This window comes from Pedobacter sp. 01T416_2 (assembly GCF_056398925.1).
The window spans coordinates 1-3,425 of sequence record NZ_JBFTQI010000651.1; the positions used below are offsets into that span (position 1 = coordinate 1).

General features: G+C 38.4%; 2 protein-coding genes. Both read right to left on the reverse strand.

The window, feature by feature from the left end:
• On the reverse strand, positions 1-1,282 hold a 1,282-nt coding region (locus AC1DPQ_RS21815), incomplete at its 3' end, for an alkaline phosphatase family protein (RefSeq protein WP_477610857.1).
• Positions 1,283-1,452: 170 nt separating this feature from the next.
• The gene (locus tag AC1DPQ_RS21820) at positions 1,453-2,958 is read right to left on the reverse strand and encodes a glycerophosphodiester phosphodiesterase family protein (RefSeq protein ID WP_477610858.1); all 1,506 of its coding nucleotides are present in this window, start codon (positions 2,956-2,958) and stop codon (positions 1,453-1,455) included.
• Positions 2,959-3,425: the final 467 nt, after the last annotated feature.

Below are 3,425 nucleotides of genomic sequence, written 5' to 3' on the forward strand. Positions count from 1 at the left end.
CCTTTCCGCTGGTTGAATCATCAGGGTTTGGCACCACAAAAGGTGGCTGGTGATCGAAATACCCATCATTTTCATCGTAGGTTAAAACAAAAATTGTTTTTTTCCAAACCTCTGGGTTTTTGGTTAAAATATCTAGCGCTTCGCTTACATACCAGGTACCGTACAATGGCGAGCTGGTATGATCAGAAAAGCGTTGAGGCGCAACCAACCACGAAACCGTTGGTAATTTTCCGCTATCTACATCTTTTCTAAACTGATGGAAAATATCGCCTTTCGGCACATTAATCGTTTCCGACTTCCCTTGATCGTTCTTAAAAGTAAATGGTTCAAGGTCGAGATAATCTTTTTGAGAAATGTTTGTGGTAAACGCTTTATCTACTAAGTTTTTTTCCTTTTGTGATAATTTATCGTATTTCTCCTGAACCTCTTTTGCGGTTAAAGCTGGTTTAACGGTATTATCGCCATTTTTTCTAAAGTAAGCTGATAATTTAACGTTGTGTCTACTGATGTACTCTACAGGATTATCGCCATAATTACCCAACCAATCATCTATTTCACCTTCCGGGAGTTTGGAGGTCCATAATTCGTTTTGGTAAATGCGCCAATCGATACCATTATCTTCTAATGTTTCCTGAAAAGTTGGCCAATCTACAAATACATCATTTTGCGATTCGGCCTGATCGTTATTCACCACCGCAACCCGGTTTGCACTTTTTTCTCCACGAACGGTTCCTGTAAAAAAGAACAATCTGTTTGGTGTTGTTCCCGTTAGCGATGAGCAAAAATGCTGATCGCAAATGGTAAAAGCATCGGCCATGGCATAATAAAAAGGAATATCATTCCGATCGTAGTAAGCCAATGTCATTGGTGTTTTAACGGGCAACCATTTATCGTAACGGCCACCATTTTGTGCGGCTACCTGGTCATTCCACGAATGTGGTAAACCGCCTTGCCAGGTGATTTTCGTTTTGTTAATATCCACATGAAAGGGGGCATAGGTATAACCCTGGCCATCCTTTTGCAACCATACCTTGTTTCCATCAGGTTGAATGTGTGGATGGGGATCATTAAACCCGCGAACACCTTTCATTTTACCGAACATATGATCGAAAGAACGGTTCTCCTGCATCAAGAAAACAATGTGTTCTGCATCGTAAAATGTACTACCCGGTTCAGGGTTAATCGACATGGCTTTTAATACCGAACTGGGCAAGGTATTGGCCATACCAGTGGCTCCGGCAAACAAGGCCGCTTTTTTTAGAAATTCTCTACGTGAGTCCATAAATTATACAATATAGCTTAGATACCGCAAGTTATAATTTCAGTTGTCAATTGGCAATTTTCAGTCGACAGTTAATTTATAGTGCTAATCAGCATGAAGTTCTTAGTCAATCTAATTATGACCGTCGACTAATAAACTAATGGCCGATGAACTCTTGAGCTAACAAACCTTTACTTCTGAAACACTCTTACATAATCAACCTTCATACTTGCGGGGAAAATAGACTCATCTACTCCTTTTTTTCCGCCCCAACCACCACCTACAGCTACATTTAAAATAAGGTGGAAGTTTTGATCGAATGGCCAATCGCCAGACCCTTTTTTGGTATTTTTAAAAGTGAGGTATTTTTGGTTATCGATAAAGAAATCTATTCTATCTGCAAACCATTCTACCGCATAAATATGGTATTCGGTATAAGGATTATCAACCTTTAAGGCCTTGCCAACCTGCGTTTTGATTACGTGGTTAAATTTTTCGGTATGTACCGTTCCATGAACGCTATCCGGATCATAACCTACATGTTCCATAATATCGATTTCGCCGCTCTTTGGCCAGCCGCCGTATTTCCCTTCGGTTGGTAAAGCCCATATGGCAGGCCATAAGCCCCTGCCTTTTGGCAACATGGCACGAACTTCTACCCTTCCGTATTTAAAATCGAATTTATTTTTCGTTACCAATCTGGCAGAAGTATAATGGTTGTTTTCCTTGTCTGCTTTTACCGCAGTAATATTCAGACTCCCTTTTTTTACAATTGCATTTGTACTATCTGCTTCGGTGTAATATTGAAGCTCATTATTGCCCCAACCTTTTCCACCTACATCGTAACTCCAATTTTTTGCTAATGGTAATCCGGCATCGTTAAATTCATCAGCCCATTTCAGTTTCCAACCCGTTGCAACAGGTGTTTTTTTAAGCTCTTCGAAGGTCAATTCTGGCTCGTTAGTGGTGATATAATCAACCTGATGTGCCAAAAGCCATTGAATTTCGGGAACAGTGTTTACCGTCCAGGCATTTACTGTTAAGCCTAACTTGTGGGCATTTTCAATCCACCCATCTTTTTGGTAAACACTAAAATGATAATCAACCCCGGTTAATTTATCTGCTTTCATTTGCTCAGCACTAATTTCGCCTTTTAAGTAGGCCACTTTTGCTTTTGGCAAGAGCGCTAAAATCCTTTTACAGTAATCGTAGTCAAAACTGATATACTCCGTCCACTCCACTACCTTGAGTTTCTGAACCATTTCAACACATTTATTGGTCACCTCAATTCCACGTTCTTTACTAACCAATGAAGGTTTGATCTCTAAAATCAGTTTGGTTGTTCTTTGCTTTTTACCTTCCAATAAATAAGCCTCAAGCGTTGGAATTTTTTCGCCATTGCTCATCGTTTTGGTCAATAAATCAGCATAGTTTACTTTCTCGATAACCAAACCCTGAAATTCTGGATCGTGATTAATAACCAAGACATTATCTGCCGTCATCCATACATCGAATTCCGATCCATAACAACCCAGCTTTACGGCTTCATTTAAAGAAGCGATAGAATTTTGAGGAAAATTATTTTTCTTCCATGCTCCGCGGTGGGCAATTACCTGGTTTTTGTTCCAGTTAAATTTTTGAGCGAAAGAGGCGGTAAAAATGAATAACATTAGCGCAGAAATAAATACTCGTTTCATATATGATATGATATGATATGATTATACAAAAAATCAAAAGTAGATTTTTATAAGAACACCCGTTTAAAATCTATGTAACCTTTGTATTAACAAAAACAAGATAAAGATATTTAAATTAATGTGCTATAACAGGTTCAGTAAAGTACCATTTAAACGCTGTAGTTTAACCACAGATAAAAAGGATGCACACAGATATAAAATACATATTTATCTACTCTAATTGGCCATATACTTTATCCTTTGTCAAATAAACCCGATTGGAGCGGAAACCAAAAGCTTTTTCTGCTTTTGTTGCAGCAAAAGCGGGACTGAAAACCGCCATGAAACGCTAAACGTTGTTTTCCAAATTAAAAAATGCCTCTTCAAAAATAGCCAGCTATATAACCCAATTGATAAACTATTTGAAATAAACGCGTTACCTTACTATGGTTTCTTTCAATTGATTAGAACTATTTTTACATTTACGG